This window comes from Flavonifractor sp. An100 (assembly GCF_002161175.1).
In the GTDB taxonomy this organism is placed as follows: domain Bacteria; phylum Bacillota; class Clostridia; order Oscillospirales; family Oscillospiraceae; genus Lawsonibacter.
The window spans coordinates 56,971-82,119 of the sequence record NZ_NFMA01000004.1; the positions used below are offsets into that span (position 1 = coordinate 56,971).

The 25,149-nt window shown below is 57.5% G+C and carries 24 protein-coding genes and 1 riboswitch; of the genes, 4 read left to right on the forward strand and 20 right to left on the reverse strand.

The genetic code is table 11. From position 1 onward, the window contains the following. Window positions 1-44: 44 nt before the first annotated feature. The 12 genes from B5E43_RS03665 to hisZ form a co-directional block, all read right to left on the reverse strand. Window positions 45-749 carry a Bax inhibitor-1/YccA family protein gene (locus tag B5E43_RS03665; RefSeq protein WP_087393753.1) on the reverse strand — a complete coding sequence of 235 codons (705 nt, stop codon included), beginning with the start codon at window positions 747-749 and terminating at the stop codon, window positions 45-47. 35 nt (window positions 750-784) lie between these two features. Next, window positions 785-1,111, reverse strand: a complete 327-nt coding sequence (hisE, locus tag B5E43_RS03670) for a phosphoribosyl-ATP diphosphatase (protein WP_087393755.1) — start codon at window positions 1,109-1,111, stop codon at window positions 785-787. A 73-nt stretch (window positions 1,112-1,184) separates the two neighbouring features. After that, the gene (gene hisI, locus B5E43_RS03675; protein WP_087393757.1) at window positions 1,185-1,505 is read right to left on the reverse strand and encodes a phosphoribosyl-AMP cyclohydrolase; all 321 of its coding nucleotides are present in this window, start codon (window positions 1,503-1,505) and stop codon (window positions 1,185-1,187) included. After that, the gene (locus tag B5E43_RS03680) at window positions 1,498-1,707 is read right to left on the reverse strand and encodes a hypothetical protein (protein WP_087393759.1); all 210 of its coding nucleotides are present in this window, start codon (window positions 1,705-1,707) and stop codon (window positions 1,498-1,500) included. The genes hisI and B5E43_RS03680 overlap by 8 nt, the downstream gene beginning before the upstream one ends. A gap of 9 nt (window positions 1,708-1,716) precedes the next feature. Next, window positions 1,717-2,472, reverse strand: a complete 756-nt coding sequence (hisF, locus tag B5E43_RS03685) for an imidazole glycerol phosphate synthase subunit HisF (protein ID WP_087393761.1) — start codon at window positions 2,470-2,472, stop codon at window positions 1,717-1,719. Window positions 2,473-2,495: 23 nt separating this feature from the next. After that, entirely contained in the window at window positions 2,496-3,221 is a 726-nt protein-coding gene (gene hisA, locus B5E43_RS03690; protein ID WP_087393763.1) for a 1-(5-phosphoribosyl)-5-[(5-phosphoribosylamino)methylideneamino]imidazole-4-carboxamide isomerase, read from the reverse strand. Window positions 3,222-3,293: 72 nt separating this feature from the next. After that, window positions 3,294-5,417, reverse strand: a complete 2,124-nt coding sequence (locus B5E43_RS03695; protein ID WP_087393765.1) for an LTA synthase family protein — start codon at window positions 5,415-5,417, stop codon at window positions 3,294-3,296. Between the two features lie 66 nt (window positions 5,418-5,483). Further along, window positions 5,484-6,095, reverse strand: coding sequence for an imidazole glycerol phosphate synthase subunit HisH (gene hisH / locus B5E43_RS03700; RefSeq protein ID WP_087393912.1), 612 nt, complete (start codon window positions 6,093-6,095; stop codon window positions 5,484-5,486). Between the two features lie 89 nt (window positions 6,096-6,184). Further along, entirely contained in the window at window positions 6,185-6,760 is a 576-nt protein-coding gene (gene hisB / locus B5E43_RS03705) for an imidazoleglycerol-phosphate dehydratase HisB (RefSeq protein WP_087393767.1), read from the reverse strand. A 51-nt stretch (window positions 6,761-6,811) separates the two neighbouring features. Beyond that, a complete protein-coding gene (gene hisD, locus B5E43_RS03710) occupies window positions 6,812-8,089 on the reverse strand; it encodes a histidinol dehydrogenase (protein WP_087393769.1) in 1,278 nt (425 codons plus the stop codon). Continuing rightward, entirely contained in the window at window positions 8,086-8,727 is a 642-nt protein-coding gene (gene hisG / locus B5E43_RS03715; protein ID WP_087393772.1) for an ATP phosphoribosyltransferase, read from the reverse strand. The genes hisD and hisG overlap by 4 nt, the downstream gene beginning before the upstream one ends. Next, the gene (hisZ, locus tag B5E43_RS03720) at window positions 8,724-9,893 is read right to left on the reverse strand and encodes an ATP phosphoribosyltransferase regulatory subunit (protein WP_158098952.1); all 1,170 of its coding nucleotides are present in this window, start codon (window positions 9,891-9,893) and stop codon (window positions 8,724-8,726) included. The genes hisG and hisZ overlap by 4 nt, the downstream gene beginning before the upstream one ends. Window positions 9,894-10,096: 203 nt before the next feature. Here hisZ and B5E43_RS03725 point away from each other — a divergent pair, with 203 nt between their 5' ends. Further along, window positions 10,097-10,348, forward strand: coding sequence for a hypothetical protein (locus tag B5E43_RS03725; RefSeq protein ID WP_143382937.1), 252 nt, complete (start codon window positions 10,097-10,099; stop codon window positions 10,346-10,348). On the opposite strand, the gene B5E43_RS03730 is transcribed toward B5E43_RS03725, so the two are convergent. The 8 genes from B5E43_RS03730 to pyrH all read right to left on the reverse strand — a co-directional run bounded on the left by B5E43_RS03730 (window position 10,328) and on the right by pyrH (window position 20,867). After that, window positions 10,328-14,470 (reverse strand): PolC-type DNA polymerase III, encoded by a 4,143-nt coding sequence (locus tag B5E43_RS03730; protein ID WP_087393779.1) that lies wholly within the window; start codon window positions 14,468-14,470, stop codon window positions 10,328-10,330. The genes B5E43_RS03725 and B5E43_RS03730 overlap by 21 nt on opposite strands. 32 nt (window positions 14,471-14,502) lie before the next feature. Next, window positions 14,503-15,540, reverse strand: a complete 1,038-nt coding sequence (gene ispG / locus B5E43_RS03735; protein ID WP_087393781.1) for a flavodoxin-dependent (E)-4-hydroxy-3-methylbut-2-enyl-diphosphate synthase — start codon at window positions 15,538-15,540, stop codon at window positions 14,503-14,505. A 25-nt stretch (window positions 15,541-15,565) separates the two neighbouring features. Then, on the reverse strand, window positions 15,566-16,627 hold the full coding sequence (locus B5E43_RS03740; RefSeq protein WP_087393783.1) for a site-2 protease family protein: 1,062 nt from the start codon (window positions 16,625-16,627) through the stop codon (window positions 15,566-15,568). 28 nt (window positions 16,628-16,655) lie between these two features. Next, a complete protein-coding gene (locus B5E43_RS03745) occupies window positions 16,656-17,792 on the reverse strand; it encodes a 1-deoxy-D-xylulose-5-phosphate reductoisomerase (protein ID WP_087393785.1) in 1,137 nt (378 codons plus the stop codon). A gap of 62 nt (window positions 17,793-17,854) precedes the next feature. Further along, a complete protein-coding gene (locus tag B5E43_RS03750; RefSeq protein ID WP_158098953.1) occupies window positions 17,855-18,676 on the reverse strand; it encodes a phosphatidate cytidylyltransferase in 822 nt (273 codons plus the stop codon). A 1-nt stretch (window position 18,677) separates the two neighbouring features. Next, a complete protein-coding gene (locus B5E43_RS03755; RefSeq protein WP_087393789.1) occupies window positions 18,678-19,427 on the reverse strand; it encodes an isoprenyl transferase in 750 nt (249 codons plus the stop codon). Window positions 19,428-19,550: 123 nt separating this feature from the next. Beyond that, on the reverse strand, window positions 19,551-20,105 hold the full coding sequence (gene frr / locus B5E43_RS03760) for a ribosome recycling factor (RefSeq protein WP_087393791.1): 555 nt from the start codon (window positions 20,103-20,105) through the stop codon (window positions 19,551-19,553). A 45-nt stretch (window positions 20,106-20,150) separates the two neighbouring features. Continuing rightward, window positions 20,151-20,867, reverse strand: a complete 717-nt coding sequence (gene pyrH / locus B5E43_RS03765) for a UMP kinase (protein WP_087393794.1) — start codon at window positions 20,865-20,867, stop codon at window positions 20,151-20,153. Window positions 20,868-21,048: 181 nt separating this feature from the next. Continuing rightward, window positions 21,049-21,175: riboswitch (FMN riboswitch) on the forward strand. A gap of 112 nt (window positions 21,176-21,287) precedes the next feature. On the opposite strand from pyrH, the gene B5E43_RS03770 reads away from it, so the two are divergent. From B5E43_RS03770 to B5E43_RS03780, 3 genes are all read left to right on the forward strand, one after another. Then, entirely contained in the window at window positions 21,288-21,983 is a 696-nt protein-coding gene (locus tag B5E43_RS03770) for an ECF transporter S component (RefSeq protein ID WP_087393797.1), read from the forward strand. A gap of 220 nt (window positions 21,984-22,203) precedes the next feature. Beyond that, window positions 22,204-23,760 (forward strand): alkaline phosphatase, encoded by a 1,557-nt coding sequence (locus B5E43_RS03775; RefSeq protein ID WP_087393799.1) that lies wholly within the window; start codon window positions 22,204-22,206, stop codon window positions 23,758-23,760. A 108-nt stretch (window positions 23,761-23,868) separates the two neighbouring features. Beyond that, complete coding sequence (locus B5E43_RS03780) at window positions 23,869-25,074, forward strand: YibE/F family protein (protein ID WP_087393801.1); 1,206 nt, start codon at window positions 23,869-23,871, stop codon at window positions 25,072-25,074. The last annotated feature ends 75 nt before the right edge of the window (window positions 25,075-25,149 follow it).

Below are 25,149 nucleotides of genomic sequence, written 5' to 3' on the forward strand. Positions count from 1 at the left end.
CAGAAAACGGCCCGCCTGAATCAGGCGGGCCATTTTTTCTCCACTTAATCTCTCCGGTTGCCCAGGAAGCGCAGCAGATACAAAAACAGGTTCAAAAAGTCCAGATACAGCTGCAGTGCAGAGAAAATCGACGCCTTAGCCAGCATGTCGGGGTATCCGGCATAATAGTGGTAGTAAGAGCGGATCTTCTGGGTATCATAGGCGGTATAGGCCAGGAACACCACAATACCAACGATACAGACCATCTGATCGAAGGCCGTGAAGGACGGAATAAACCAGGTGATCAGTCCAAACAAGACCAGGAAGATCAGGCCGGAAAAGGCGATGGTTCCCACCCGGGACAGATCCCGGTGGGTCAAAAAGCCGTAGGCGGCCAGGGCTCCAAAGTACACCGCAGTGGCTAAGAAACAAAACACCACGCTGGTAAGGTCAAAAATGAGAAGATAGACCGAGATGGTCAAGCCCAAGAGAGCGGAGAATGCCACAAACATAGCTACCGCGGCTCCCACCGACATCCGCTCAATGCGGCTAGACATGGTGAAGGCCAAAAAGAGGGTAGCAATCAGCACAACAAACTGAGCCTGGTAGGCAAAGTACACCGCCCCGGACAGCCAGCTTGCAATGGCCACTCCAAAGGTAATCATCAGTCCCAGGACCATCCACAGGAAAGTCTTGGCGGTATACTGTCCAATGGTCTCCGTCTGGCCGGGGGCCATGCTGCGGTCAAACTCATAAGGGTCAAAGCTCATAACAAAAACACTCCTTTCCCAGCCGTAGCGGCTGTTTAGGTATTGTGGTCACTGACGTGGAACTGCTTTAAATTTCCAATCTTCTGACTGCGGTGCTCCAGCTCCTCCATCACCGCCTCCAGGGGAATGCCCTGCTGGACCATCATCACAGTTAGGTGGTAGATCAGGTCAGAGATCTCCCCAACCGTATCCGCCTGCACTCCATTTTTTGCGGCGATAATGGTCTCGGCGCACTCCTCGCCTACCTTTTTCAGAATCTTATCCAAGCCCTTTTCAAACAGGTAGCAGGTGTATGACCCCTCCTGGGGCTGCTCCTTCCGGCTTATTACCACCTGATACAGTTTCTTAAGCGTATCATCCATGGGTATCGCTCCATTCTTTGTCTCAGTTTTCCCCGGAGTTCCCGGTCCATACCTGGCCTCTGGTTTGGGTTCATTATAACGGGATTTCCCGGAAAAAGCAACTGGGCGCACCTGTATGGCAGGTCGGGCCGTCCGGAATGCAGAAGTATAGTAGGGTATCGGTATCACAGTCCGTCATAATTTTCTGGACATGGAGGTAATTGCCGGAGGTGGCCCCTTTGTTCCATAGCTCCTGACGGCTCCGGGACCAAAACCATGCCGTCTTGGTTTGCAGCGTCAGTTCCACGGCCTGACGATTGGTAAAGCCCAGCATGAGAATATCTTTCGTCTGTGCATGCTGGATAATAACTGGGATTAGTTCCGATTTTTGGAACAACTGCTCCAAATCAAACATAAATGACGCTCCTTATTTTTCCCAGGGGGGCTTCTTCTGGGGCCGGTCCCAGGGATCCGCAACTGGTTTTTTTCTCCTGCTTTTCCGCCGGCTTTTGGGTATGTTCCGTTTTCTGCCCGCCTTGTTTTCTCTTCCCTTTGGCCGCCGCACCACCCAGATCCACTGCCAGGTCCAGAACTAACTCTATCAAGTCGTCCAGCATAGCGACCTCCTACCGCACCGGAAGACCGCGCCCCCGTAAATATTCCTTCACCTGGGGTACAGTCAGCTCTCCAAAGTGAAACAGGGACGCCGCCAGGGCGGCATCACAGCCAGTCTCCTCAAAGACCTGGGCAAAATGCTCTAAACTGCCACAGCCCCCTGAGGCGATCACTGGAATGGAGACCGCCTGGGTCACCGCTCGGGTCATCTCCAGATCAAAGCCGGCTTTGGTTCCATCGGCGTCCATGGAGGTGAGCAAAATCTCGCCCGCCCCCAGAGCCTCACCCCGGCGGGCCCACTCCACCGCATCCAGACCGGTGGGATTGCGCCCTCCGGCGGTAACCACCTCATAGCCGCCCTCCGGACGTCTTCTGGCGTCGATGGCCAGCACCACGCACTGGGCTCCAAACCGCTCCGACGCCCTGGAAATGAGAGTTGGGTCCTTTACTGCGGCGGAATTGACGGAAATCTTATCTGCCCCCGCCCGAAGCAAACGCTGAAAGTCCTCCAGGGTACGGATACCGCCCCCAACCGTGAGGGGGACAAACACCTGGGCCGCGGTGCGCTCCACCACATCGGCCACCGTGTCCCGGGCATCGCTGGTGGCGGTAATGTCCAGAAAGACAATCTCATCCGCCCCCTGGTCAGAATAAAACTTGGCCAGCTCCACCGGATCACCCGCATCCCGGATATTCACAAAGTTAACGCCCTTCACCACCCGGCCGTCCCGGACGTCCAGGCAGGGAATGATGCGCTTGGCCAGCATAGGCCATCCTCCTCTCTATGTCTTCAGTTCTGTTCCTGGGGACCTGCATCCGCAATTGCACGGGCCAGATCCACTGTACCAGAATAGTAGGCCTTCCCCACAATGGCAGCATAGAGCCCCATCTCCCCAAGGGCCAGGAGATCCTGGTTGCTGGACACTCCGCCCGAGGCCACGATGCGGCAGGAGACCGCTTGCTGCAGCTCCCTTAACCGTCCAAAGCTGGGACCGGTGAGAGTTCCATCAGTATCAATATCTGTAAAGATAATCGTCTTTACACCAATGTCCTCCATAGCCTTGGCAAAAGTGAGATAATCCAAGCCGGAATCCTCCACCCAGCCGGCCGTTTTTACCCGGCCGTTTTGTGTATCGATCCCCACTGCTATTCTATCTCCATACCGCTCCACCGCCTGGTGCACCAGCTCCGGCTGCTCCACCGCTGCTGAGCCGATCACCGCCCGACGCACGCCCAGGGCAAAGACCTCTTCCAAATCTGCCATGGAGCGGATCCCGCCTCCCAGCTCCAGATTCAGCCCCGACTGCGACAGCGAGCGGACAATGGCTCCGTTTTTCCGAACCCCGTCCTTGGCTCCGTCCAGGTCTACCACATGAATCCAGCGGGCACCGGCCTCCCGAAAGGCCCGGGCTGTGGCCACCGGGTCCTCTGCCACTTGATGGACCGTGGCAAAGTCCCCCTTATACAGCCGTACTACCTTTCCATCTTTCAAATCTATGGCAGGCAGAAGGATCATATGACCATCCACTCCTTTTTCCATGGTAGTTGTTTAACGGAAAGGGCGGGGCCGCCGGTCCCGCCCTTTTGATTATTTCGCTCCAAACACGTAGTGATAAAAGTCATTTTCTACGATCAGCGGCGTGCAGCTGCGCTTGTAGCTGACCAGCTTCTTCATTGCCGACACATAAGCTTCCTGCTCCTCCGCTGTCATGGTGACCCCAGCGGCGGGGGTAAACTCCTGACTGGAGGACTTATAGAAGCCCTTATCCGACTTCCAGCTCTGGGAGCTGAAGATGACCAGTCCCTCGCTGTCCGAGAGGATGTCGCTGCCCGCCAGCATACGGGAGTCGTACTCCAGGCCAAGCAGATTGGACAGGGTGGGCAGGATATCCACCTGGCAGCAGACCTTGTCCACCTCCACCGGCTCTTCCATACTGGCAGACCAGAGAATCAGGGAATTTTTATACACATCAAAGTCAATGTTGGACTCATTCAGTGCTTCCAAATCATCAGAGCTGCCAAACTTCTTCCCGGACAACTCTTCCAGCACATCCACATTGAAATAGGGAATGTGGTCGCCGGTAGCCACGATCAGGGTGTTGTCCAGCTTCCCAGCCTCCTCCAGCTTCTGGAGCAGCAGTTCCAGGGCGCGGTCCACCTCCATAGCGGTGGCAATATAGTTCTGGGTGGTCTCGCTGTAAGGCAGGGCCCGGACAGTATCCCGATAGGGGGCCACAATGCGGTTATTGGAATAGGGCATGTGGCCGCTGATGGTCAGGTAATAGACATGGAAGGGCTTATCACTGTTGATATAGTCATCCACACTGTTTTCAATGACCTGAGTATCTCGGGCGGGCCAGGCAATATCCCCGTTTTCCTTTACATCCACCTCCAGGCCGGTGCCAAACTGTCTCCAGTCATAGCCCAGATTGGTGTGGGATGCCTGCCGGCCATACATATCATAGTTACCGTGGTAGCCCAAAACCTCATAGCCCTCCCGGCCCAGCTGCTGGGCCAGGGAGAAGTAGCAGTCTGTCCCCAACTCTCCCGTGCGCTTCATGGTAATGGGGTTGCCGTCTTTGGGATAGAGCCCCAGCAGGGTCTGGCACTCTCCATTGGAGGTGCTGGTATAGTGAAGGGCGGTATAATAATTATTAAAAATAAAGCCTTCATGGGTCAGCTTATAGAGGGTGGGGGTCAACTCAGGGTCAATGACATAACCGGAGAAGCCCTCAATGACCAACTGAATGACGTTATACCCCTTGAACATCCCGGTATATTCGTTCTTTTTCGTGGGGGTCACGCTGTTGAAGTAGTTAGCCAGCCACTGGATATCCTCGTTGTCGGTACTCTCCGCAATGGCCGCCAGATCCACGTCCATCACGTTGGGCGAGGTATCGATCACCGGCTCCTCCTGGGAGCCATCCCCAGAGGAGGAATCCCCCTGGGACGAGCTGCACGAGCCGTCTCCCAGAGCGCCGATGGCATCAAAATCGCTGTCCAGATTCTGCTTGGGCGGGATGATCTGGTGCTTCAGATCCAGCCGCAGCATGGTCCAAAGCCCCAGTTGCTCCACCTGGTCATCGATGTTGGTGTCCACCTGATACAGCTGCTTAGGAGTCAGATCCCCTTTCCAGGGCAGCAAATACACTGTCCCCAGTCCGATGAGATGAAACACCACCACACCCGCCAGCACAAGACCGGCAAAGCGCACGTCAAACCGTTCAAAGCCTATCAGACGGGGGCCGAACACAAAAAGGAAAATGGTGGGCAGGAAGAACAAAAGGATCACCGGGATGCTTCCGATCACCGCGGTGACAATCACATCGGAGTAGTCGGTCAACCGGTTTTCCGTTGCAGTTCCCAGTGTACTCAAGGGATAGTAGGACTGCAAAATCTTCTTGGCAATCAGTTCCACTACATACACCAAGGTAATAAGAATGGTGAGCGTTTTCATTAGGATCCTATTCGTCCTGCGGTGGAAGCAGAGGGTAAGCGCATCCAGCAACAGACCGGCCGCAATCCCAAACATCAAATAGATGGGTAGATATATTAGGGATTCCTTCCGGACAATGTGGAGCAGAAGCTCCAAATAGAGCAGCAAAAGAGGGAAAAATAAAATGCGAATGATGGTTTGCAGTTCTTCTGAACCGCCTGCAAAGGAACTCCGACCGCTGTAAACCCGCTTGCCGGTGTAGGAATTGGAACGCATGCATTTACCTCCGATACGATTTCCTCAGCGCCGCTTCCCCACCTACCCGGAAATTTCCCTTCTCCGTCAGCGGTTTAACGACGCGAAATTGCGCAAAATGGTAAGCCCGGTCTCCCCGCTTTTCTCCGGATGGAATTGACAGCCAAAGAAATTGCCGTTTTGCACCGCAGCGGTCACCGGAATCTCATAGTCGGTCAGGGCAATGACCTCATTGGGATCTGTGTCCTGGGCGGAGAAGGAGTGGACGAAATACACCCAGACGCCGTCCTCCAGCCCCCGGAACAGCAGGGAATCGTGGAAAAAGCGCAAGGTATTCCAGCCGATGTGGGGCAGCTTCAGCTGAGTAGGAATCCGGGCCACACGCCCCTTCACCACACCTAGACCGGCGCAGGGGCGCACTTCCTCCCCCCGCTCCAGCAGCAGCTGCATCCCCAGGCAGATGCCCAGCACAGGCTTTTTTTGCCCCTGCTCCAGAACACAGCCCTCCAGCCCGGAGGCGCGCAGCTTATCCACTGCGTCCGGGAAGGCTCCCACGCCCGGTAAAATGATGCTGTCCGCCCGTTCCAGCTCCTGGCGATCCCGGGTAATGCGGGTCTCCTCCCCCAGATAGGCAAAGGCGTTGGAGACGCTTTTCAAATTGCCCACGCCATAATCCACAATCGCGATGTATCTTCCCATTTGTACCACTTCCCGCTCCATCCGTCAAGAGCGGGAGACCCTCTCCTCACTCTTTTAGACCTTAAGTTTTCTTTAAAAGTTTCAGCTTCTCACAAAACGCCCTTGGTGGAGACCACCGCTGCCCCCTCCACCCGGACCGCGTCCTTCACCGCCAGGCCCAGAGACTTGAACAGGCCCTCGGTCATATGGTGGGCATTGGCTCCGTAATGGCACTTTTGGTGGAGGGTCAACCCGGCGTTCATGGCCAGGGCCCGCATAAATTCCACAGTCAGGCAGGCATCATAGTCCCCAATCATGGGCTGGGGCATGTCTGCGTCAAAGACCAGATAGGGGCGGTTGGAGAAGTCCAGCGCAGTGAAGCAAAGCGCCTCATCCATGGGCACAAAGGCAGAACCAAAGCGCCGAATCCCTTTCCGGTCTCCCAGAGCCTCCTTTAAGGCCTGGCCCAGGACGATCCCGGTGTCCTCCACCGTATGATGGCCGTCCACCTCCAGATCTCCTTTCACGGTCAGCTCCAGCCCCCAGCCGGCATAAAAGGCCAGGGCGGTGAGCATATGGTCGAAAAAGCCGATCCCGGTGGATACCCACACCTCTCCCCCATCCAGAGACAGCTTGATCTCTACGTCCGTCTCCTTGGTGGTGCGGCGAATGGCTGCGTTACGCATCCTTCTTCCTCCTTAATACAGGTTGAGAAACCATCCCGTCCGAACAGGGGCTTAGCCCTCCAGCCGGACCTGAATGGAATTTGCATGGGCGGTGAGCTTCTCCGCCCGGGCCAGGGTCATAATCTCCTCCGCCAGGGGTTCCAGACTGGTCCGATCAAACTCCAATACGCTCATGGTCTTGCGGAAGGAGTCCACACTCAGCGGGGAGAAGAATCGGGCGGTCCCGCTGGTGGGCAGTACATGGTCCGGGCCGGCCAGATAGTCCCCCAGAGGCTCCGGCGTATAGGAGCCCAGGAAGACCGCCCCAGCGTTCTTCACCTTAGGAAGCAGGGCCCTTGGATTTTCGGTGACAATTTCCAAGTGCTCCGGGGCGATCTCATTGGCCAGCGCCACACAGGCGTCCAGATTCGAACACACAATAGCGCAGCCAAAGTCCCGCAGAGAGCACTCCATAATCTCCGAACGCTCCAAATAGCCGGTCTGGCGGACAATCTCCCCGTCCACCGCCCAGGCCAGCTCCATGGAGTCGGTAAGCAGCACCGCGGAGGCCAGCTTGTCGTGTTCCGCCTGGCTGAGCAGGTCGGCGGCCACATAGGTGGGATTGGCACCTCCATCAGCAATAACCAGCACCTCTGAGGGACCGGCCACCATATCGATGTCCAGGCTTCCGTAAGCCAGACGCTTGGCCGCCGCCACAAAGGCGTTGCCCGGCCCCACCAGCTTGTCCACCCGGGGAATAAAGCCCGCCCCATAGGTGAGGGCAGCCACCGCCTGGGCCCCGCCCACTGCGATGACCCGGTCGACCCCGGCGATCTTGGCCGCGGCCAACACCGGGTCGCTCAGGTTCTCCGTGGGCGGGGTGACCATGATGATCTCCTCCACCCCGGCCACCTTGGCGGGGACGGCGTTCATCAGTACACTGCTGGGATAAGCGGCTGTCCCGCCGGGGACATAGATCCCCACCCGGGTCAGTCCACGGACCACACGGCCCACCCGTCCACCGTCCGGGGAGGTCCACTCCGCCGTCTGAACCAGCAGCTTTTCATTATAATCCCGGATGTTCCGCTCTGCATGCTCCAGCGCCCGGATAAGCTGGGGAGAACAGGCCCGGTAGGCCTCCTCCAACCGCTCCCTGGGGACCTCATAGGGCTCACGGCCATCGAACTTCAAGGAGTACCGGCGCACCGCCTCAAAGCCCTCCTCCCGTACCCGCTCCAAGACAGAACGGACCGTCTGCTCTACCGCCTGGTTGTTTTGGGCCGCCCGGGCCCGCATGGCCGACAGCTGCTGCTCCTCGGCCACGCCGTCCGCCTGAAGAATGGAGATCATGCCTTTCCCTCCAATTGTGCCTCGCACTTGGCGATAAAATCACTGATTTGGTTCTTATACAGCTTCATACTGGCTGTGTTCACGATCAGCCGGGCGGACACCTCCGCCACCGTCTCGATGGGCACCAGGCCGTTGGCCTTCAAGGTTGCCCCGGTCTCCACAATGTCCACAATGGCGTCGGTCAGACCCAGGATGGGGGCCAGCTCCACGCTGCCCTCGATTTTAATGATATCCACATCCATCCCCTTCTTTTCAAAGAAGGCTCGGGTGACCTCCGGGTATTTGGAGGCGATACGGCGGGTTTTATAGGTCCCGTAGAAGTCGCTCCCCTCCTTCACCGCCAGAGCGAAGCGGCACTTGCCATATCCCAGGTCCAGCACCTCATAGAAGGCGCCGCCTTTCTCCAGAATAGTGTCCCGGCCCACAATTCCCAGGTCACACACCCCATGCTCCACATAGGTGATGACGTCGGGAGCCTTGGCCAGCACCGCATCCAGCGGATAGTTGGGCACGGCATGGATCAGCCGCCGGCCCGGATCTTTAATGGGAGAGCAGTCCAGTCCCGCCTGTTCAAACAGCTTCACCGACTGGTCCAGCAGCCGGCCCTTGGTGATGGCAATTCTCAAACGCTCGCTCATACCAGCACCATCCTCTCTCCGTCCTTATCAAAGACCAAAATAGCCTCCGCCCCCTTGTCCCGGGCCAGGTTCCGGGTGGACTCCAGGGTCCGGCAGGGGGACAGCTCACAGGTGCCCGCCGGGCGGCCGTCCACCGCTTCCAGAGCCTGGGCCAGATAGCCCGGCTCATAGTGGACCACACACCGCAGCCGGGGCAGCACGATCTCCGGCAGGGTTCGGGCCACCGCGTCCACATCCACGGCAAAGCCCGTGGCTTGGGCCTCCCGCCCAAAGACCTCCACCAGGTGATCATACCGGCCTCCGGACAGGACGGCGTCCCCCGCCCCCTCCACATAGCCTCGGAAGACCACCCCGGTATAGTAGTCGATCTGGTGGACCATTCCCAGGTCAAAGCGGATATACTGGCCATATCCGGCTGCGGACAGCTCGTCGTATAGGTCCCGTAGATAATCTACCGCCTCCGTCCGTCCAGCTAGGCGCTCCGCCTCATCCAGGACCTCCGTTCCCCCAAAGAGTCGGGAGAGCTGTTTCAGAGCGGCACAGGCGGGGTGTCCGTCATAAGGACTGAGGAAGGCACTCAGAGCGGCAAAGTTCTTCCCCTCGATCAGGGCCCGCATCTGCTCCTGCTTATCCTCTTCCAGTTCCAGACGGCCGGCCAGGTCCCGGAAAAATCCAGCGTGGCCCAGCTCCACATGGAACCGGGGGGCTCCACAGCTGCGCAGGGCGTCTACCGCCGTGACAATGATCTCCAGATCTGCCTTCTTCCCCTTGGCCCCAATGAGCTCAACCCCGCACTGTGGGATCTCTCGGCTGCCCCCGTTATGGGCCGGATTGGAGCGGTACACCGTCTGGTCGTAGTAAAGCCGCTGAGGCAGCGGCAGCGAGCACAGCTTTGTGGCGGCTACCCGGGCAATGGGGGTGGTGGAGTCAGGACGCATCACGCAGAATTTTCCGCTGGGGTCCCCCACCTTCACCATACGCTCCTGGGGAATGGCGCTGCCCGAGAGGGCGAACAGGTCATAATACTCGGTATCCGGAGTGGACACTTCTAAATATCCCCGCTGCCGGAACAGCCGGGTCAGACGGGACTGGATTTGCCGGCGCTCCTGACACTCAGAAAACAACCGGTCCCGGGTCCCCTCGGGGGTGTTGATCGTCAGCTTCAACGCTCTCGCTCCTTGCCCTGGGTAGATGGATAAAATCATCCACCTCCGCTTTTATTCTTTACCACGCTAATATACTATTGTAAGAAAATAATGTCAATAGCATATCCGCTAAAAAATCAGCGGATATGCTATCGGATCATACATGGTTCGGATGGGCCACAGAATCATGGTTTCTCCTCCAAATCCCTTCCACAGTAAGGGCAGTGGGAAAACTGCTGCCAATACTGGTGGATGGTGCGGCGGCAATGGGGACAGCGGATCTGCCCCAATCGAAAGGAGAGGAAGGAATTGAGCAGGGCGCACAACCAACAAAAAACAAACAACAAGTCGCTGTTCAAAAATTGGATCATTCCCCATACGGACAGCAAAAACAGACCAAACGTCAGTATAAAGGCGTGCGGACGGCTCATTATGTTTCCTTCTTCCTCATGTGGTCAGCCCAGCAGGGCAAATAGGTCCAGCTGGCTGGTCTCCGGCAGGTCACCAAAGGCCCCCGCCTGTTTCAAAAGCTCGATATGGGTCTTGGACACCTTGGGACAGGCGGCAGACACCTCTTCAATGGAGATAAACCGCTTGCCCTTTCGGGCCTCCGCCAGAGAGACAGCGGCGGTCTCTCCCAGCCCCGCCACCGATACAAAGGGCGGGCGGAGGGCGTTGTGCTCCTCATCCACCGTAAAGCGAATGGCCTCCGACTGGTACAGATCCATCCGGTCAAAGGTGAAGCCCCGGAGATAAAATTCGTAGCACACCTCCAAGGTGGTGAGCATGTCCTGCTCCACCGCAGAGGCCTCCTTGTCTTTGGCAATGATCTCCCGCATCTTCCGCTGGCAGGTCTCCATCCCCCGACACATGTAGGCCTCGTCAAAGGCCTTGGCCCGGATGGAGAAGTATGCGGCATAAAAGGCCAGAGGCCGGTGCACCTTGAACCAGGCGATTCGGAAGGCCATCATCACGTAGGCCACGGCATGAGCTTTGGGGAATAGGTAGGCGATCTTCTTACAGGAGCCGATATACCAGTCAGGCACGCCGGCCGCCTTCATCTCCTCCTCCGCCCCCTCGGGCAGGCCCCGCCCCTTTCGCACTGCCTCCATGATCTTAAAGGAGCGCTTGGGGGGCATTCCTTTGGAAATCAGGAAAAGCATAATGTCATCCCGGCACCCGATGGCCTCACTGACCTTGGCGGTTCCTGAGGTGATCAAGTCTTTCGCGTTACCCAACCACACGTCCGTGCCGTGAGAGAAACCAGACAGCCGGACCAGAATGTCGAACTGACTGGGCTGGGTGTCCTCCAGCATTCCCCGGACAAAGGTAGTACCAAATTCCGGAATGGCGGTGCCCCCTGTGGGGCCCAGAATTTTATCATTTTCATAGCCCAGCACCTTGGAGGACTGGAAAATGGACATGGTATCCTTGTCGTCCAGAGGAATATCTGTGCGTGCGTTCACCCCAGTCAGGTCCTCCAGCATGCGGATCATGGTGGGATCATCGTGTCCCAGCATATCCAGCTTCAGCAGGTTGGATTCCATGGAGTGATATTCAAAGTGAGTAGTAATGATATCGCTGTTGGGGTCGTCGGCGGGGTGCTGCACAGGGCAGAAGTCGTAGATCTCCTTGTCCTGGGGGATGACCACCATGCCGCCCGGATGCTGGCCTGTGGTCCGCTTCACTCCGGTACAGCCAATGGCCAGACGGTTTTCCTCCGCCTTGGAGGCGATCTTTCCCTTCTCGTCCAGATACTTTTTTACATAGCCAAAGGCCGTCTTTTCCGCCACCGTGCCGATGGTTCCGGCCCGGAACACATGGGTCTGGCCAAAGAGCTCAAAGGTGTACCGGTGGGCGCTGGACTGATATTCTCCCGAAAAGTTCAAGTCGATATCGGGTACCTTGTCGCCCCCAAAGCCCAAAAAGGTCTCAAAGGGGATATTGAAGCCGTCTTTTACATATTTGGTCCCACAGATGGGGCAGTTGGCATCGGGCATATCCGCCCCGCAGCCGTAGCCATTGGCCGGACCAAATTCAAAGTCGGAGTGCTTACACTTGGGACAGCGGTAATGGGCGGGCAGGGAGTTCACCTCCGTGATGCCCGACATAAAGGCCACCAGCGAGGAACCCACCGAACCACGGGAGCCTACCAGATAGCCATGCTCCAGGGAATTCTGCACCAGCTTTTGGGCGGACATGTAGATCACGTCATACTTACACCGGATGATGTCTCCCAGCTCCGCCTCGATCCGGTCCACCACGATCTGGGGCGGCTCATCTCCATAGAGCTCGTGGGCCTTCCCCCACACCAGCCGCTTCAGCTCTCCGTCCGAGTCCTCCAGTTTAGGGGCAAACAGGCCCTTAGGGAGAGGCTCAATGGGATCGCACCAGTTGGCGATGAGGTTGGTGTTTTTCACCACCACCTCGTAGGCCTTCTCCTTGCCCAGATAATCGAACTCCTCCAGCATCTCATCAGTGGTTTTGAAATAGATGGGCAGGGGTTCATCCGCATCCTCAAAGCCTTTGGAGGCCAGCAGGATATGGCGGTAGATCTCATCCTCCGGGTCCAGGAAGTGGACATCTCCGGTGGCACACACCGGCTTGCCCAACTCCTCCCCCAACCGAACGATGGTACGGTTGAAGTCCCGCAGCTCCTCCTCAGAGCGCACCATCCCTTTTCGGAGCATAAACATATTGTTGCAGATAGGCTGAATCTCCAGATAGTCGTACCAGGAGGCGATGCGCTTGAGCTCTCCCCAGTCCTTTCCATCCACCACCGCCCGGAACAGCTCCCCCGCCTCACAGGCCGAGCCGATAATCAATCCCTCCCGGTTTTCATTGATGAGGGACTTGGGCATGGTAGGCACCCGTTTAAAATGCTCCAGATGGGCCAGGGAGATGAGCTTATAGAGGTTACGTAGTCCGGTTTGGTTTTTCGCCAACACGATCAGATGCTTCGGCTGCCGCTTGGCCTTTCCGCCCTTACGCAGCCTAGGCATGTAGCCGTTGATCTCTCCCAAATGATGCAGTCCCAACTCCTCCATCATACGGAAGAAGGGCGGGAGCATATAGGCCACTGTGGCCGCATCGTCGCTGGCCCGGTGGTGGTTGAAGGCGGGCAGGTGAAGATGTTCCGCCACAATGTCCAGCTTATATTTGCCCAGATCGGGCAGCAGATTCTGGGCCAGAATCAGGCTATCCACGGAAGGGTTCTCAAAGGGGATGCCATACTTCCGGCATCCGGCGGCAATAAAGCCCATGTCAAACTCGGCGTTGTGGGCGGCCAGAGGCCGGTCCCCTGCAAAATCCAAAAAGGCCCTCAGGGCCTCCTCCTGGGAGGGGGCTCCCACCAGCATCTCGTCGGTGATCCCGGTCAGGCCGATGATCTCCGGGGACAGGATGCGGCCAGGGGATACAAAGGTATTGAACCGGTCGGTGATCTCCCCGTTTTTCAGCACCACAGCTCCGATCTCAATAATGACCTCATATTTCTTGTTCAGGCCTGTGGTCTCGATGTCAAAACAGACAATTTCATCGGAAAAGGAGGCATTGGTGTCTCCGTGGACCACCACACGGTCGTCCACATCGTTGATAAAATAGGCCTCCACCCCGTAGAGCAGCTTGATTTTCTTAGCCGAGTGCCAGGCGTCTGGGAAGGACTGTGCCACCCCGTGGTCGGTGATGGCAATGGCCGGATGTCCCCAGGCCTCTGCCCGCTTGACCACGTTCTTGTCTGGTCCCAGCTTGGGCCCCACTGCGGTGAGTGCATCCATGGAGGACATGGTGGTATGCAGATGGAGCTCCACCCGCTTTTCCGGGGCCTTGTCCTCCTTCATCTTCTTCTCTGCCGCCATCACGGCCACCGGCTCCAGCACCATATCTCCATAAAACCGGTCCATGTTCAGCCGGCCCTGCACCTTCAGGTGCATTCCCTTTTTGATGCCGTCCACCAGCGGCTTTCCCTCGTCACCGGGGAAAAATTTATTGATTCGGATGGAGCCGGTATAGTCCGTCAAGTCGAAGGCCACCACCCAGGCGCCCCGTTTTTTCAGCTCCCGGTTATCAATGGCAAAGACGTCGCCCTCCACCACCACCGTTCCCATGTCCAGCTCCAGCTCCCCGATGGGGGTAGCCGCCTTGGAGATGGGTTTGCCGAAAATGGCCTTGCCCGCGGGCTTCTTCTCCCCCTTGGGCGCGGCAGGACGGCTGACGCTCTTCATGGCCGCCCGGCGGATGGCCTCCGCCCGGGCAAAGGCATCCTGGGGCTGTTCCGTCTCAACTCCGCCCGGCTCCTCCTTGTGAAGATCTTCCACCGCACCGGCAGATTCCTCTTTGACCGTCTGAGATTGGGCGGCGATGTTCGGCAAGCAATTTAACTTTACAGAGTTAAGGCCATAACAACGGGCCAGGGTCTCCTCCGCCTCCCGAACCAAATTGGGACCGGCGCCTCCCGCCCCCTCTACGGTGATGGTTGCGCTGCGGCTGGCCTTATCAATGGCAGCGGTCACAATGAGCCAGCCCTCCACCGCCTGGGCCAGTTCGGTCCAGCGGCGCAGGGCGGCAAACATCTGTAAAAAAGGTATTTTTTTCGACATTATGTAAACTCTCCTCGCTGGGAAACGGTCTCTTAAAGGGTATCAATCAGGGCAAACAGCTCGTCCACCAGCTGATCCTGGGGAACTTTTTTAATAATCTGCCCCTTGCGGAATAACAGCCCCTCTCCCACTCCGCCGGCAATTCCACAGTCCGCTGCGCTGGCCTCTCCAGGCCCGTTGACCACGCAGCCCATAACCGCCACGGTGATAGGCTTGTCCACCTGCTTTAACCGCTCCTCCACCTGTCCCGCCAGGGAGATCAGGTCAATGCGGGTACGTCCACAGGTGGGACAGGACACCAGTTCCGCCCCTTCCTTCCGGATGCCGGCCGCCTTCAAGATTTCCCGGGCAGCATAGACCTCCTCCACGGGGTCGGCAGACAGAGACACCCGCATGGTGTCTCCAATTCCGAGGGCCAGCAGTCCCCCGATGCCCACCGCTGATTTTAGCGTACCCATACGGACAGTTCCTGCCTCGGTCACACCGATATGAAGGGGGTAGTCGCTCTGCTTCCGCATCAGCTGATAGGCCCGCATGGTCATGGGGACACTAGAGGATTTCAGGGAGACACAAATATTATCAAAATCAAACTTATTCAGCAGACGGATATGGCCGAAGGCAGACTCCACCATGGCCTCAGGGCAGACACGACCGTATTTGGCCAGCAGTTCCTTTTCCAAAGAACCACCGTTCACCCCCACCCGGATGGGGACGCCCCGCTGGCGGCAGGCGTCCGCCACCGCCTTGACCCGGTCCTCACTGCCGATGTTCCCCGGATTGATACGCACCTTATCTGCACCAGCCGCAATAGACTCCAGGGCCAGCTTATAGTCAAAGTGGATGTCCACCACCACTGGCAGCGGACTCTCCTCCTTGATCTTTCCCACCGCACGGGCAGCAGCCATATCCGGCACCGCCACTCGGATGATCTGACAGCCCGCAGCGGCCAAGGTCCGAATCTGGCTCAGAGTAGCGGAGACATCATCGGTACGGGTATTGGTCATGGACTGAATGGAAACGGGAGCCCCGCCTCCCACCGGAACAGAGCCCACCATAATCTGTTTTGTCATCCAAACACACTCCCTTTTCGTCCTCTCAACGGCCAAATAGCTTTCCCACATCGCTGAGAGTCACCACCAGCATCAGGGTCATAAGAGCAGCCAGTCCAGCCATATGGACATAGCCTTCATATTTTGCGTCAATTCGCTTTCGGAACAGCCCATACAAAATACAGTTCAGAAGCAGGAAGAAAATACGGCCGCCATCCAAAGCGGGCAGAGGCAGCAGGTTCATCACCGCCAGGTTGACCGCAATCAGAGCAGCCAAATAGGCCAGGCTGTACAAAGCCGCTCCGGTGGAAGGGGCGGAGTTGCCCACATCACTCATCACATCCATGATTCCCACCGGGCCAGACAGATCCCGCAGCCCAGCTGCTCCGGAGATGAGGTCACTCAGGCTCAGCCGCACCAGACGCACAAAATCCACGGCCATAAACCAGCCCTCCCGGAGCTTTCCCATAAAATCCGCGGACACAACCTGAAAGTTAATCCCATACTTCAGCTGAGTCTGGCCGTCCACCTCATACTCCCGTGGATAGAGAGGGAGATCGTCCAAAACCACCCGCTCTCCATCCCGTTCCACCACCAGGTCCATGGTTTTCCCATTGCTCCGGGAAAAAAACAGGGTTACATCGTCATAGACATAGACCCGCTCTCCGTCAATGGAAACAATCCGGTCCCCGGGCAGCAGGCCGTCCTCCCCGGACAACGGGAATCCATCGGCAAAGCTGACAATCACCGGCTCAATCAAGCTCTGGTAGGGCATGACCAGCACCAGGCACAGCAATAGGCCGGTAAGAAAATTCATCGCCGCGCCTGCGCATAAAATGATGATCTTTCGCCAGGTAGCCGCCCGCCCAAAGGCACGGGGATCGGCAGAATCATCGTCCTCCCCCTCCATGGCACAATAACCACCGATGGGGAAAACGCGCAGGCTGTAAAGTGTTTCTCCTTTCTTCCTGCTGAACAGAGTGGGACCCATACCAATGGAAAACTCATTGACCTTTACCCCCAGCAGCTTTGCACTGACGAAATGGCCCAGCTCATGGGTAGCAATCAGAAAGCCGAAAATCAGGATAGCAACGATTAGATAGAACATAGGACCTCCAAGGATATGATCTGCACAATTAAAGCACTGCTTCCCGGGCAGCCCGGTCCGCCTCCAGAACATCCATCAGCGTGGGCTGCTGCACCACTGGCACGGACTCCATCGCCCGAGCCACCTTCTCCCCGATCTCCAGGAACCGAATTTTTCCGGCCAAAAACAGTCCCACCGCCGCCTCATTGGCCCCGTTCAGAATGGCTCCCGCCGTCCCTCCGGTTTTGGCCGCCTCCATGGCCAGGGCCAGACAGCGGAAGGTCTCCAGATCCGGGCTGCCGAAGGTAAGCGCCCCGCAGTTCCACAGGTCCAGAGGATCCGCCGGACCGGGTACTCGCTTGGGCCAGGTCAAGGCGTACTGGATGGGCAGGCGCATATCCGGCGCCCCCAGCTGAGCGATCACCGCATTATCACAGTATTCCACCAGGGAATGGATAATACTTTCCCGGTGGATGAGAACCGAAATTTTTTCCGGCGGCATCTGATACAGGTGCATGGCCTCAATAAACTCCAGCCCCTTATTCATCAAAGTGGCGGAATCCACCGTAATTTTCGCCCCCATGGACCAGTTGGGATGCCGTAAGGCGTCTTCCCTTGTCACATGCTCCAGCTCCGGCGCTTTCTTGCCATAGAAGGGTCCTCCCGAGCAGGTGAGGATAAGGCGCTTGACCTCCCCCCGGTCCCGGTTTCCCTCCAGGGACTGGAACAGGGCCGAATGTTCGGAATCCACCGGGAGGATCTCCGCTGCGTAGTCCCTGGCCTCCTCCAGCACCAGACTGCCGGCACAGACCAGGGTCTCCTTGTTGGCCAGTGCAATCCGCTTCCCCTCCCGGATGGCGGCCAGGGTCGGCCGCAGGCCCACCATACCCACCACGGCGGTAATGACCGTATCCGCGCTGGAAATGGCGGCCGCCTCCAGCAGGCCCTCCATGCCGGAGGCCACCCGCACGGAAATATCCGCCAGGCGCACCTTCAGATCGGCCGCCGCCTTTTCATCCACCAGCACGGCCAGCTCCGGATGAAACTGTCTGGCCTGGGCCTCCAGCCGCTCCACACTGGCGTTGGCGGTCAAGGCGGCCACTTCCATGCCGCAGGAGGCGATCACTTCCAAAGACTGCCGCCCGATGGAGCCGGTGGACCCTAAAATTGAAATCCGTTTGCTCATGCTTTCACCTTTTTCCTAGCCATCCGTTTCCATATTGCTTCCCAGACCACATCAATTTGTAATCAAAATGCGGGCAAAATCCGCACCAGCAGCAGCAGAGTGGGGGCGGCAAAGATCATGGAATCAAACCGGTCCAGCATGCCGCCATGCCCGGGCAGAAGCGTGCCGTAGTCCTTGATCCCGTATTGCCGCTTCACCAGAGAGAAGGACAGATCCCCCAGCTCTGTCACCGCGCTTCCCACCAGCCCATACAGGGCCAGCGCCGGAAAGGAGACCGTGATTCCGGCAAACTGCTGCAGCACCAGGCCGTAGAGCAACATAAACACCCCGCCGGATACAATGCCTCCAATATAGCCCTCCAGGGATTTATTGGGGCTGACCCGGGTAATTCCCCGGTGCTTTCCCAAAAAGACACCGGCAAAATAGGCCCCCGCATCGGTGAGAAAGGCACTGATCACCGGCAGAAGTACCAGATATTTCCCGTGCTCCATACCCTTCAAGACCGCCAGAGCGGAAAGGCACAGAGGGACGAACAGCCCACCGAACATGCAGACCATAATTTTTTCAAACCCGATGGCCTTTTCCGTTCCGTAGAGCTTGATCGCCAGCAAAAACAGAGTGACCAATAGCAGCATAGCCACTACACCCACGGGCCAACCATTATAGCCCCACCCGTAGCAGCAAAGGGGGACCAGAGCAGCAGCCACAGCGGTATACACATACATACCGTTATGGTGGGCCACCTTAGTAGCTCGGAGCAGTTCAAAGGACGCCATTGCGCAGATGCACGCCAGCAGGCATCCAAGCCAGATGGGCGGCAGGAAAAATAAAACCACAAAAAACAGCGGGGCCAGGACCACCGCCACAACAATGCGGGTCAGCACCTCAAATCCCTCCAAACCGGCGGTTTCGGCTCTGATAGGCCGCGATGGCCCGGTGTAGCTCCTCTTTGGAGAAGTCGGGCCACAGTACGTCGGTAAAATAGAACTCCGCATAGGCGGACTGCCACAGCAGGAAATTAGACAGCCTGAGCTCACCGCTGGGGCGGATCACCAGGTCCGGATCGGGTACACCTTTGGAAAACAGGTAGCTGCTAAACTGGTCGGAAGACAGATGGTTGGCATCCGCCTTCCCCTCTAAGCAGTCCTGGGCATAGGCCCTGGCCGCCCGCAGCAGTTCATCTCTGCCCCCATAATTGAGACAGATATTCACCTGGCACCCCTCATAATGGCGGGAAATCTCCCGGGTCCGCTCACAAAGCTGGCGCAGTTCGGGCGTCAGCGGGGACAGGTCCCCGAAAAACTCCATTTTTACCCGGTCCCGCTCCATCTGGCCAATGGCTTCCAAAAGATACTTCTTCAAAAGCCCCATGATGGCAGAGACTTCCTCTTCCGGTCGCTTCCAATTTTCGGTGGAGAAGGCATAGACGGTCAAATAGTCCAGTCCGATCTCCTTGCAGTAGGTGGCAATGGTGCGGAAGGTCTCCGCCCCCGCCGCATGTCCGGCTGTGCGGGGCAGCCCCCGCTTCTTGGCCCAGCGGCCATTTCCATCCATAATAATGGCAATATGCCTGGGCAGATGGGAAAAATCTACCTGCACCTCCGCCTGGGTCGGCTTTTTTTGAAAAAAGGCCATGGGACACCTCATTTAGTTCTGTTTTATCTCTCTTGTCTCGGGCAGGCAATCCGCCCTAAACCGCTAAAGGGCCGCGGGGGACGGTCCGTCCGGCCCGCGGCCACGTATGGCTGGACTGCAGGATCAGACCGCCATCAGTTCCTTTTCCTTTTTCGCGGTAAGCTCATCAATCTCTTTGCACCGCTTATCCGTCAGATCCTGGAGCTCCTTTTCCAGATTCTTCTGGTCATCCTCTGTTAGTTCAGACTTCTTTGTCTTCTTCTTGATCTCGTCCATGGCGTCCCGGCGAATATTCCGCACGGCCACCTTGCCCTCTTCCCCGTATTTCTTCACCTGCTTGGTCAGCTCCCGGCGGCGCTCCTCTGTCAGCTGGGGGAAGGCCAGGCGGATAACACGGCCGTCATTTTGAGGGTTGATGCCCAGATCCGAGGTCTGGATGGCCTTTTCCACTGCCTTGAGCAAAGAGCCGTCCCAGGGCTGGATCACCAGAGTTCTGGGATCAGGAGAAGAGATGGCCGCTACCTGGTTCAGCGGCGTGGGAGAACCATAATATTCTACCGTGATACGGTCCAGCACGCCTGCATTGGCCCGGCCGGCTCGGACGGAGGCGAAGTTGGCCTTGACCACCTCAATGGTCTTGAGCATTTTCTCATCGTAGATTTTATTCTCAGGGCTCATGGTCTTGACTTCCTTTCCTTTTTCTATCCCTTTGTGCGTCTAGTCTCAGCCGCCCACAATGGTACCGATCTTTTCTCCCATCACTGCCCGAAGAATGTTCTCAGGGTCCTTCAGAGCGAAGAGCAGCACAGGGATCTTATTATCCATGGACAAGGAGGTGGCGGTGGAGTCCATCACCTTCAGGTGCTGGGCCAGCACGTCGTCATAGGTGATAGCGTCGTACTTCACCGCCGCGGGGTCCAGCTTGGGGTCCGCGGAGTATACGCCGTCAATATTCTTGGCCAGGAGAATCACGTCAGCGTCAATCTCCGCGGCCCGCAGTACCGCCGCCGTATCGGTGGAGAAGAAGGGATTTCCGGTCCCGCAGCCAAAGATGACCACACGTCCCTTTTCCAGATGCCGGATGGCCCGGGAACGAATGTAGGGCTCCGCCATAGCACGCATCTCAATGGCGGTCTGTACCCGGACGGCTACCCCCTTCTGCTCCAGCACGTCTGCCACGGCCAAGGCATTGATGGCCGTAGCCAGCATGCCCATATGGTCAGCCCGGACCCGCTCCATCTGGTCGCCGCCGTCCTTGACGCCGCGCCAGAAGTTGCCGCCGCCAACCACAACGCCCACCTGAACGCCAAGGTCCACACAGCGCTTAATCACGTCACATACCTGCCCGATCACATGGAAGTCCAGGCCGCGGGAGGCATCCCCCGCCAGGGCTTCTCCACTGATTTTCAGCAGAACTCGTTTATATTTTGGTTGCTCCATGGGAACCACTCCTGTCCTTTTTCTTGCTTCCCTATTTTAATATAATTCTTGCCATTTGCCTAGGGGGAAAGTCAAAGTTTTTCAAATTATTCACCTTCTCTCCCCCGCCCAGCCGCCGCCGTCATTTAGGGGTTGCTTTTTTCCTTTCTCTGTCGTATAATACGCCTTGGACAACTGAATCCAATGTCTTCAGGGCGGGGTGAAATTCCCCACTGGCGGTACAGTCCGCGACCGGGTCCAGAAATGGACCCGCTGACTCGGTGAAACTCCGGGACCAACGGTTACAGTCCGGATGGAAGAAGATGTGTGTGAAACAATTGATACGCAGCAGTTTGCGTATGCGCGCACCTCCTTAATTGTTTTGACACCTGGAAGGCATGGGCTTTTCAGGTGTACCAAAGCAAGTAAGGAGTGTTTTTTATGTCCGTACCTACCCCCTCTGTCACCCGCACCACTGCCCGTTCCAAGATCGACACCAAAACCATTGTCAGCCTGGCCATGCTCACCGCCATCGCCTACATCGTCATGCTGCTGTCCAAGCTGATGCCCAGCGTCATGTTCCTGGACTTCGACTTTAAAGATGTGGTCATCTGCATCGGCGGCTTTACCTTCGGTCCCATGGCCGCTGCCATCATCTCCATTCTGGTGGCCTTCATTGAGATGATTACCATCAGCACCACCGGCATCATCGGCTTTATTATGAACGCCCTGGCCACCTGCGCCTTCTGCTGCACCGCCTCCTTCGTCTACAAAAAGCTGCACACCAAAAAGGGTGCGGTGCTGGGCCTGGGCCTGGGCGTGGTGTGCCTGGTCGTGGTGATGCTGCTGTGGAACTACCTCATCACCCCCCTGTACATGACCGGCTATACCCGGGCCGACGTGGCTGCTCTGCTGCCCACCCTGTTCTTCCCCTTCAACCTGGCCAAGGGCGGCATGAACATGGCCGCCACCCTGCTGCTCTATGCCCCCGTGGTCACCGCCATGCGGAAAGCCGGCGTGGTGCCCCCCTCTCAGAGCAGCCAGGAGAAAAAGATCAATGCCGGCTTTGTCCTCTTTTCTCTGGCCCTGCTGGCCACCTTTGTCCTCTTCGCTCTCGTTCTGGCCGGGGTGATCTGACCAATCTCCCACGGGCCCTGTAAAATTCATTTTCCCTCATCCTCCCTACGGTGGAGCGGATCAGCCATCCGCTCCACCCTTTTTTTGTGATTTAACATTCTTCTGTTCTTTTTTACCTGGTTTTCACCCGGAGCCGGTAGCCGTTTTTACAAACCTTTCTTAGAATAAAGCCGTCTGCTGTGACAACAATAAACGAACAAAAGTGCAGGAGGAAATCAACATGAAACGATTCCTAACCGCCGCTCTGGCTTTGACCATGACGGCATCCGTACTGGCCGGCTGCTCTGCGGGCGCCTCCAACGGCGGCAACGCGGTCCAGACCGGCAACACCACCACCGCTCTCACCGCCAGTGCCGAAGCTCTGAAATCTCCCAAGTACGTATTTCTCTTCATCGGCGACGGCATGAGCTATCCTCAGTTCCAGTCTGCCTCCGATTACCTGGGCGCTTTGGCCGATGAGGACTATATGCTCACACAGCCCAGCCTGGACGACAACCAGGGCGCCATTCTGGACGGACCCGAGGCGCTGAACTTCATGAACTTTGAGGTAGCCGGCTCCGCCGTCACTTACGACTCCAACAGCTTCGCTCCCGACTCCGCTTCCACCGCCACCTCCATCTCCACCGGACACAAGACCTATTCCGGGTCCATCAATGTGGACGAGACGGCCACCAAGAGCTATGAGACCATCACCGAGAAGGTCCATGAGCAGCTGGGCATGAAGGTGGGCGTGATCTCCTCCGTCAACCTCAACCACGCCACCCCCGCCGCCTTCTACGCCCATCAGGCCAGCCGCAACGACTACTATGACATCGGCCTGGAGCTGGTGGAGTCCGGCTTTGAATACTTCGCCGGCGGCGGCCTGCTGAAGCCCACCGGCGCCAACGGTGACCAGGCCAACCTGTATGATCTGGCGGAAAAGGCCGGTTACGACGTGGTTACCACCCAGGCTGAGGCCTCCAATGTGACCGAGGGGCCCGTCATCATCGTGGACGAACACCTGGCTGACGGTGACGCCATGGCCTATGAGCTGGACCGCACCGACGATATGTGGTCTCTGGCCGACTACGTCAAGAAGGGCATCCAGGTTCTGGACAACGACAAGGGCTTCTTCCTGATGTGCGAGGGCGGCAAGATTGACTGGGCCTGTCACGCCAATGACGCCGCCTCCTCCATCCACGACACCCTGGCTCTGGCCGACGCGGTGCAGGTGGCCATCGACTTTGCCGAGGACCACGCCGACGAGACCCTCATCCTGGTCACCGGCGACCATGAGACCGGCGGTTTGACCATCGGCTTTGCCGGCACCGACTATGACACCTACCTCACCCTTCTGGACAGCCAAAAGATCTCCTTCGCCAAGTATGACAGCGACTATGTGGCCTCCTACAAGGCCAACAAGACTCCCTTTGCCACTGTTCTGGCCGACATTGAGACCCTCTTCGGTCTGAAGGCCCAGGGTGAGGAGGGCGACAAGCTGGTTTTGACCGACTATGAGATGGGTCTTCTGAAGACTGCCTACGAGAAGAGCGTCAATGGCTCGGAAACCGGCATGGCTGACCAGGCCGAGTATGTGGCCTACGGCACCTATGAGCCCCTCTCCGTCACCATCACCCACATCCTCAACAACAAGTCCGGCGTCTCCTTCACCTCCTACAGCCACACCGGCCTGCCTGTGGCCGTGTTCGCCGACGGAGTGAATGCCGACCAGTTTAAGGGATACTACGACAACACCGAGATTTTCAACAAGCTGGCTGACATGCTGGCGGTCAAGTAATCTCCCCCCTATTTCATCTCACCGGCCCGCCTGTGCCCGGCTAGGACACAGGCGGGTTCCCCTGTTACCGTCCCTATTTTCCAATCTCAATTTTGAGGAGTCATCGCCATGGAACATCATCTCATCCCTACCCAGTCCATCCGCTACCACGCCCCTGTGTGGGTCTGCGTGCTGCTTACCCTTCTCCTTATCCTGCTCCCCACCGGCTACGAGGACAATGTTGTATTCCAGGAATCCGACATTCAGCCCGCCCTGGTATTGCAGACGGATGAGTCCTCCATTGTGGACACCGGCCTGGTTCGTTCCGGGGAACAGCGCTGTCAGCTGGAAATTCTGGGCGGAGCATTTAAAGGGCAGACCGTCACCGGAACCAACGCCCTCAACGGTTCCCTGGAGCAGGACAAAATATTTGCCTCCGGCGACAAAGCTCTCGTGCGCATCAACTACCAGGATAACCAGGTGCTGAGCGTCTCCATGATCGACCACTACCGCATGCCCTGGGAAATCCTGCTGGGCGCTTTATTTGTTCTGCTTCTCATCCTCTTTGCCGGCAAGACTGGGATTCGGGCTGTGCTGTCCTTTGTCCTCACCGTTCTGATGATTTGGAAGGTACTGGTCCCCCTCTATCTCAAGGACTGGAATCCCATCTGGGTGGGGCTGGCCATGACATTAGTGCTCACCGTTTTGATCATTGCTCTGGTTTACGGCTTTGACCAGCGCTGCGCCGCCGCTGTCTCCGGGTCTGCCCTGGGCATTCTGGTCACCTGCGGAATGGGTATTTTATTTACCGACCTATTCCAGATCCACGGCGCTGTCATGTCTTACTCCGAGAGCCTGCTCTATGCCGGTTATCAGGACCTGAACCTGACCCGCATTTTTATGGCCTCCATCTTCATCGGCGCTTCCGGAGCCATTATGGACCTGTCTGTGGATATCACCTCCGCCGTCCACGAGGTGGTGGAGAAGCGGCCCGACCTGAGCTGGTGGGAGGCGGCCCGTTCCGGTATGAATGTGGGGCGCGCGGCCATGGGCACCATGACCACCACCCTCCTCTTTGCCTACTCGGGGGGCTATGTGGCTCTGCTCATGGTATTTATGGCCCAGGGTACCCCCCTGTCCAACATCTTCAACTACAAATATGTGGCCGCTGAGATCATCCACACCGTCATCGGTTCCTTTGGTCTGGTCACCGTGGCCCCCTTCACCGCTTTGTGTGCCGGGCTGTTTCTTTCCCGGAAGCAGGAGACCTCTGCGTCAAGCGACTCCATTCCACAGCAACAGGCCCCTGCGTCTGTTCCGCAAAGCAATCCATAATCCCCCAGCGGCCCACCGGGGCCGCTTTTTCCATCCGTTCCCTCCTCTCATTTTAGAACATTCGTTTGACTTCTT

Bases quoted from the DNA above. Each gene is read 5' to 3' on its own strand.
- B5E43_RS03665 (WP_087393753.1), bottom strand. From the start codon at position 749: ATGAGCTTTGACCCTTATGAGTTTGACCGCAGCATGGCCCCCGGCCAG.
- hisE (WP_087393755.1), bottom strand. From the start codon at position 1,111: ATGGATGATACGCTTAAGAAACTGTATCAGGTGGTAATAAGCCGGAAG.
- hisI (WP_087393757.1), bottom strand. From the start codon at position 1,505: ATGTTTGATTTGGAGCAGTTGTTCCAAAAATCGGAACTAATCCCAGTT.
- B5E43_RS03680 (WP_087393759.1), bottom strand. From the start codon at position 1,707: ATGCTGGACGACTTGATAGAGTTAGTTCTGGACCTGGCAGTGGATCTG.
- hisF (WP_087393761.1), bottom strand. From the start codon at position 2,472: ATGCTGGCCAAGCGCATCATTCCCTGCCTGGACGTCCGGGACGGCCGG.
- hisA (WP_087393763.1), bottom strand. From the start codon at position 3,221: ATGATCCTTCTGCCTGCCATAGATTTGAAAGATGGAAAGGTAGTACGG.
- B5E43_RS03695 (WP_087393765.1), bottom strand. From the start codon at position 5,417: ATGCGTTCCAATTCCTACACCGGCAAGCGGGTTTACAGCGGTCGGAGT.
- hisH (WP_087393912.1), bottom strand. From the start codon at position 6,095: ATGGGAAGATACATCGCGATTGTGGATTATGGCGTGGGCAATTTGAAA.
- hisB (WP_087393767.1), bottom strand. From the start codon at position 6,760: ATGCGTAACGCAGCCATTCGCCGCACCACCAAGGAGACGGACGTAGAG.
- hisD (WP_087393769.1), bottom strand. From the start codon at position 8,089: ATGATCTCCATTCTTCAGGCGGACGGCGTGGCCGAGGAGCAGCAGCTG.
- hisG (WP_087393772.1), bottom strand. From the start codon at position 8,727: ATGAGCGAGCGTTTGAGAATTGCCATCACCAAGGGCCGGCTGCTGGAC.
- B5E43_RS03730 (WP_087393779.1), bottom strand. From the start codon at position 14,470: ATGTCGAAAAAAATACCTTTTTTACAGATGTTTGCCGCCCTGCGCCGC.
- ispG (WP_087393781.1), bottom strand. From the start codon at position 15,540: ATGACAAAACAGATTATGGTGGGCTCTGTTCCGGTGGGAGGCGGGGCT.
- B5E43_RS03740 (WP_087393783.1), bottom strand. From the start codon at position 16,627: ATGTTCTATCTAATCGTTGCTATCCTGATTTTCGGCTTTCTGATTGCT.
- B5E43_RS03745 (WP_087393785.1), bottom strand. From the start codon at position 17,792: ATGAGCAAACGGATTTCAATTTTAGGGTCCACCGGCTCCATCGGGCGG.
- B5E43_RS03755 (WP_087393789.1), bottom strand. From the start codon at position 19,427: ATGGCCTTTTTTCAAAAAAAGCCGACCCAGGCGGAGGTGCAGGTAGAT.
- frr (WP_087393791.1), bottom strand. From the start codon at position 20,105: ATGAGCCCTGAGAATAAAATCTACGATGAGAAAATGCTCAAGACCATT.
- pyrH (WP_087393794.1), bottom strand. From the start codon at position 20,867: ATGGAGCAACCAAAATATAAACGAGTTCTGCTGAAAATCAGTGGAGAA.
- B5E43_RS03770 (WP_087393797.1), top strand. From the start codon at position 21,288: ATGTCCGTACCTACCCCCTCTGTCACCCGCACCACTGCCCGTTCCAAG.
- B5E43_RS03775 (WP_087393799.1), top strand. From the start codon at position 22,204: ATGAAACGATTCCTAACCGCCGCTCTGGCTTTGACCATGACGGCATCC.
- B5E43_RS03780 (WP_087393801.1), top strand. From the start codon at position 23,869: ATGGAACATCATCTCATCCCTACCCAGTCCATCCGCTACCACGCCCCT.